A 6,267-nucleotide genomic window follows, 5' to 3' on the forward strand; every position below is an offset into this window, starting at 1 on the left:
TCCGGCCGGTTCGGGGGAACATACGAGAGCGGCCCTCCCGCCCCTGGTGGAAGCCACAGAAGAGGGGGCGGGCATTCGCCAGCCGGGACCCCATCGGCGATGATGGCCTAGGAGCCGCAGCCTGATCCTCTGCCGGACGGAGCTGACTTCCCGCCCGCCCATTCTGTAATAACCGCAGGTGAGAGAGTTAGTATGCGTTTCCTCAATGACCTGAAGCCGCCGTACGATCTGACGTACGACGATGTGTTCATGGTGCCGAGCCGTTCCGCTGTCGGCTCCCGTCAGGGCGTCGATCTGTCCGCCCCCGACGGGACCGGTACCACCATTCCGCTCGTCGTCGCGAACATGACGGCCATCGCGGGCCGCCGGATGGCCGAGACGGTCGCCCGGCGCGGCGGTCTCGTCGTCATCCCGCAGGACATCCCGATCGAGGTCGTCACCGACGTCATCTCCTGGGTGAAGACGCGCCACCACGTCCTTGACACGCCCATCGTGCTCGCCCCGTCGCAGACCGTCGCCGACGCGCTGTCCCTGCTGCCCAAGCGCGCGCACAACGCGGGTGTCGTCGTCGACGAGGACGGCAGGCCGGTCGGTGTCGTGACCGATGAGGACCTGGCGGGTGTCGACCGCTTCACCCAGCTGTCCGAAGTCATGTCCGCCAAGGACCTGGTGCTCCTGGACGCGGACATCGACCCGCGTGAGGCGTTCAACCGGCTCGACGGCGCCAACCGCCGCTACGCGCCCGCCGTCGACGCGGACGGCAGGCTGGCCGGCATCCTGACCCGTAAGGGCGCCCTGCGCGCGACCCTCTACACCCCGGCCGTCGACGCCAGGGGCAGGCTGCGCATCGCCGCCGCGGTCGGGATCAACGGCGATGTCGCGGGCAAGGCCAAGCAGTTGCTCGACGCCGGCGCCGACACGATCGTCGTGGACACCGCACACGGCCACCAGGAGTCGATGATCGCCGCGGTCAGGGCGGTGCGGGCGCTCGACCCGCAGGTGCCGATCGTCGCGGGCAACATCGTGGCCGCCGAGGGCGTACGCGACCTCATCGAGGCGGGCGCCGACATCATCAAGGTGGGGGTCGGCCCCGGCGCCATGTGCACCACCCGGATGATGACGGGCGTGGGGCGTCCGCAGTTCTCCGCCGTACTCGAATGCGCCACGGAGGCGCGGAAGTTCGGCAAGCACGTCTGGGCCGACGGCGGGGTCAGGCACCCGCGTGACGTGGCGATGGCGCTGGCCGCCGGCGCGTCGAACGTCATGATCGGCTCCTGGTTCGCCGGGACGTACGAGTCACCCGGCGACATCCAGCAGGCCGCCGACGGCCGTTGGTACAAGGAGTCGTTCGGGATGGCGTCGGCGCGCGCCGTCCGCAACCGTACGAGCGAGGAGTCGGCCTACGACCGTGCCCGCAAGGGCCTGTTCGAGGAGGGCATCTCCACCTCGCGGATGTTCCTCGACCCGGCCCGTCCGGGTGTCGAGGACCTGATCGACTCGATCATCGCGGGCGTCCGCTCCTCCTGCACCTACGCCGGGGCCAACACCCTGGAGGAGTTCGCCGAGAGGGCGATCGTCGGCGTGCAGAGCGCCGCAGGCTACGCGGAGGGCAAGCCGCTGCACGCCAGCTGGGGCTGACCGTACCGACGCCGGAGCCGGTCCCTCTCCGCACGGGGCCGGCTCCAACGTCTGCGTCCCGCCGCCCCCTCCGGTGGCTCTCGTCCCGCCGGCACCTCCGGTGTGGCAACGCGCGGCGTATTGGCCGGAATCCGGCGTATGGAGCACCCCGTAACGGGTAGCCGGGATCGCGGAACGTCTCGGAGAGAGCGAAAACCGAAGAACGAGAGAGGGAGTACACCGTGCCCCTGGCGACCACAGTCCCGCCCGGTCCCGCTCCGCTCGCCGATCAGCTGCCCGGCCGGGCTCCAGGACAACTCCCTTACGTGGCGCACCCATCGAAGGTCGCACCGAACGACGCACGCGCACTCTCCCGGCTCTTCTTCGCGGCCCTCGACACCACCGATGAGGGGACCCGCGCACACCAGTACGCGCGCAACACGCTGATCGAACTGAACCTCTCGCTCGTCAGATTCGCGGCCGCCCGGTTCCGCAGCCGCTCCGACCAGATGGAGGACATCGTCCAGGTCGGCACCATCGGGCTGATCAAGGCGATCGACCGGTTCGAGCTCTCCCGCGAAGTGGAGTTCGCGACGTTCGCGATGCCCTGCATCGTCGGTGAGATCAAACGCTTCTTCCGGGACACCAGCTGGTCCGTGCACGTCCCGCGGCGGCTCCAGGAACTGCGGATCACGCTGGCCAAGGCGTCCGACGAACTGCTCCAGTCCCTGGACCGCTCCCCGACCCCGGCCGAACTGGCCCGACATCTCGGGATGGACGAGGAGGAGGTCGTCGAAGGGCTGATCGCCGCCAACGGCTACACCGCGGGCTCCATCGACTCCACCGTCGAGGACAGGTCCGACGGCGGTGCCCGGACCCTGGCCGACCGGCTCGGCGAACACGACAGCGGTCTGGACCTCGTCGAGAACCTCACCGCGCTGAAACCGCTCATAGCCCGGCTCGGCGCCAGGGACCGCCGCATACTGCGGATGCGGTACGGCGACGAGCTGACCCAGTCGGAGATCGGCGCCGCACTGGGCGTCTCCCAGATGCATGTGTCCCGGCTGCTCGCCCGGATCACCGCACAACTGCGGACGGGGCTGCTCGGCCGGGAGTGACTCAGCCGACCGCCGGCTCCGCCGCCGGATGCGACCAGATCGCGCGGACCGTCTTGCCCGACGCGCGGGGGCTCACCTCGACCCGGCCGGCCAGCCGCAGCACCATGTGCCAGCCGAAGCCGCCGCCCCCGGTGAAGTCGGGCTCGCGCGCGACGGGGTGCGCCGGGCTGTCGTCGTCCATCTCCACCACCAGCACCCCCGGGTCGGCGGTCAGGCGCAGATGCCACCAGCCCGCGGTGTGGCGGGCCGCGTTGGCGACGAGTTCACTGATCACGAGCAGCACAGCGTCGACATCGGCCCAGGGACAGTTCTGGGACAGAAATCGGCTGGCGGCGTCGCGTGCCGTGGCGCTGTCTGCCAACGCTGAATCCATGACAACCACGGGCGGCTCCTCCGTCATCTTGTGCTCGCCTACCCCGCCTGGTCCGGTCCATCACTCCAGAATCGTCTTTTCGCCCCCAGCGGAATCGGCCGGGGCCGGGCGCCTCCGCGAAGGCCCCCGACGGCGGATCGCAGCGGTACCCGGCGCCCCGGCCGGCACGGTCCGCGCGGAGGCCCGCCGCGGCCCGTCGCAGCCCACCGCCGGGCCCGCGCAACAAATCGCCGGCAGCGGACCTGGAGACGCAACGGATCGCACAGTACTGCGCAATGGACGTGTCTTGTCCGCGCGGAGTCGCTGAACGTACCGTCGCTCTGTCCCCGGAAACCCCTTCTGTACCGTTCGAGGTCTGCCATGCCGCCGCTGCGTATCGCCCTGCTCCAGAGTTCCGGCCGCCCCGGCGACGTCGCGGCGAATCTGGCCGAGCTGGACGAGGCGGCGGGCCGTGCCGCGGCCTCGGGTGCCGGGCTGCTGGTCTGTCCCGAGCTGTTCCTCACCGGGTACGCGATCGGTGACGAGGTGCCCCGGCTGGCCGAGCCCGCCGACGGAGCGAGCGCGCGGGCCGTCGCGGGCATCGCGGCACGCCACGGGATCGCGGTGCTCTACGGCTACCCCGAACGCGAGGGTGACCGGATGTACAACGCGGCCCAGCTGATCGGCGCCGACGGAAACAGCCTGGCCGACTACCGCAAGACCCACCTCTTCGGCTGTTTCGAGCAGAAGTGGTTCACACCGGGGGACACCCCGGTCGTCCAGGCCGAGCTGGCCGGGCTCCGGATCGGGATCATGATCTGCTACGACGTGGAGTTCCCGGAGAACGTCCGGGCGCACGCTCTCGCCGGCACCGATCTGCTCCTGGTGCCCACCGCCCAGATGCACCCCTTCCAGTTCGTCGCCGAGTCCCTGGTGCCGGTCCGTGCCTTCGAGAACCAGCTGTACATCGCGTACGTCAACCGCACAGGGGACGAGGGCGAGTTCGAGTTCGTCGGCCTCAGCTGCCTGGCAGGACCCGACGGCACCGTCCGCGCCCGCGCCGGACGCGGGACGGAGCTTGTCACCGCCGACGCCGATCCCGCTCTGCTGAGCGCCTCGCGGGAGCAGAACCCGTACCTCCGCGACCGCCGCCCGGAGCTCTACCGCTCGCTGACCTGAGCCCAGCACGGCGACCGCCCAGCCTGACCGTCCGGCCTGACCGTCCGGCCCGAACACCCCGCCCGGCCCCGCCCGGCTGCCCCCGAACATCCCGCCCGGCCCCCGCCCGGCTGCCCCCGAACATCCCGCCCGACCCGGCCGCCTCCACCAGGCCGCCGCTGCCTTCAGCCGCCTCCGCGGCTTCCGCGCAAGGAGTCCGTACCCCATGACGTCCACGGTGCCCACCACCGCCGTTCAGCACCCCGACGGCCAGCCCCCGATCACCATGTTCGGGCCGGACTTCCCCTACGCCTATGACGACTTCCTCGCCCACCCGGCGGGCCTCGGCCAGATACCCGCCACCGAGCACGGCACCGAGGTCGCCGTGATCGGCGGCGGGCTCTCCGGGATCATCACCGCGTACGAGCTGATGAAGATGGGCCTCAAGCCGGTGGTGTACGAGGCGGACCGGATCGGCGGGCGGCTGCGCACCGTGGGCTTCGACGGCTGCGACCCCTCGCTCACCGCCGAGCTGGGCGCCATGCGCTTCCCGCCGTCCTCCACGGCGCTCCAGCACTACATCGACCTGGTGGGCCTGGAGACGAAGTCCTTCCCCAACCCGCTCGCCCCGGGCACCCCTTCGACCGTGGTCGACCTCAAGGGCGAGTCGCACTACGCCACTTCCGTCGACGACCTCCCGCAGGTCTACCGCGATGTGATGCACGCCTGGAACAGCTGCCTTGAGGAGGGCGCCGACTTCTCCGACATGAACCGCGCCCTGCGTGAGCGCGATGTGCCGCGGATCCGGGAGATCTGGGCGCGGCTGGTCGAGCGCCTTGACGACCAGACCTTCTACGGCTTCCTCTGCGGGTCCGAGGCGTTCGCCTCCTTCCGGCACCGGGAGATCTTCGGCCAGGTCGGCTTCGGTACGGGCGGCTGGGACACCGACTTCCCCAACTCCATCCTGGAAATCCTCCGGGTCGTCTACACCGAGGCGGACGACCACCACCGCGGGATCGTCGGCGGCTCGCAGCAGCTGCCGCTGCGGCTCTGGGAACGCGAACCGCAGAAGACCGTGCACTGGCCGTCCGGCACATCGCTGGCGTCCCTGCACGGCGGGGAGCCCCGCCCCGCGGTGACCCGGCTGCACCGTACAGCGGGCAACCGCGTGACCGTCACCGACGCGTCGGGCGACATCCGCACCTACCGGGCGGCGGTCTTCACCGCACAGTCCTGGATGCTGCTCTCCAAGATCGACTGCGATGACGCGCTCTTCCCCATCGACCACTGGACGGCGATGGAGCGCACCCACTACATGGAGTCGTCCAAGCTGTTCGTCCCGGTGGACCGGCCCTTCTGGCTCGACGAGGCCCTGGACGACGACGGCAACCCGACCGGGCGCGACACCATGTCGATGACGCTCACCGACCGGATGACCCGCGGCACCTATCTGCTGGACGACGGACCGGACAGGCCCGCCACCATCTGCCTCTCCTACACCTGGTGCGACGACAGCCTCAAGTGGCTGCCGCTCTCCGCGCACGAGCGGATGGAGGTCATGCTGAAGTCGCTCGGCGAGATCTACCCGAAGGTGGACATCCGGAAGCACATCATCGGCAATCCGGTCACCGTCTCCTGGGAGGACGAGCCCTACTTCATGGGCGCGTTCAAGGCCAACCTGCCCGGCCACTACCGCTACCAGCGGCGGCTGTTCACCCACTTCATGCAGGACCGGCTCCCCGAGGACCGGCGCGGGCTCTTCCTCGCCGGGGACGACATCTCCTGGACGGCCGGCTGGGCCGAGGGCGCCGTCCAGACCGCGCTCAACGCCGTCTGGGGCGTCATGCACCACTTCGGCGGGGCGACCGACGCGTCCAACCCGGGCCCCGGTGACCTGTACGACGAGATCGCGCCGGTCGAACTGCCCGAGGACTGACAGTGATGATTGCTGTGGCTCCGCTCGGCGGTCTGACCCCAGGACTGACTGGCGCTTCGGCTGTCCTTCCGTGGATTCGTCGGCTG

Annotated in this window: 5 protein-coding genes; 4 read left to right on the plus strand and 1 reads right to left on the minus strand. The window is 70.3% G+C overall.

The features are described from left to right. Window positions 1–192 precede the first annotated feature (192 nt). A complete protein-coding gene (locus ACFXBC_RS27195) occupies window positions 193–1,638 on the plus strand; it encodes a GuaB1 family IMP dehydrogenase-related protein (protein ID WP_385029810.1) in 1,446 nt (481 codons plus the stop codon). A gap of 272 nt (window positions 1,639–1,910) precedes the next feature. Next, the gene (locus ACFXBC_RS27200; RefSeq protein ID WP_385029837.1) at window positions 1,911–2,735 is read left to right on the plus strand and encodes an RNA polymerase sigma factor SigF; all 825 of its coding nucleotides are present in this window, start codon (window positions 1,911–1,913) and stop codon (window positions 2,733–2,735) included. Between the two features lies 1 nt (window position 2,736). Here ACFXBC_RS27200 and ACFXBC_RS27205 read toward each other — a convergent pair whose 3' ends face one another. Next, window positions 2,737–3,096: an ATP-binding protein gene (locus tag ACFXBC_RS27205; RefSeq protein ID WP_385029813.1), complete on the minus strand. Its 360-nt coding sequence runs from the start codon at window positions 3,094–3,096 to the stop codon at window positions 2,737–2,739. A 372-nt stretch (window positions 3,097–3,468) separates the two neighbouring features. On the opposite strand from ACFXBC_RS27205, the gene ACFXBC_RS27210 reads away from it, so the two are divergent. Then, on the plus strand, window positions 3,469–4,266 hold the full coding sequence (locus ACFXBC_RS27210) for a carbon-nitrogen hydrolase family protein (RefSeq protein WP_385029816.1): 798 nt from the start codon (window positions 3,469–3,471) through the stop codon (window positions 4,264–4,266). 205 nt (window positions 4,267–4,471) lie between these two features. Continuing rightward, a complete protein-coding gene (locus ACFXBC_RS27215; protein ID WP_385029819.1) occupies window positions 4,472–6,181 on the plus strand; it encodes a flavin monoamine oxidase family protein in 1,710 nt (569 codons plus the stop codon). Window positions 6,182–6,267: the final 86 nt, after the last annotated feature.

This window comes from Streptomyces sp. NPDC059398 (assembly GCF_042751845.1).
Classification (GTDB): Bacteria; Actinomycetota; Actinomycetes; order Streptomycetales; family Streptomycetaceae; genus Streptomyces.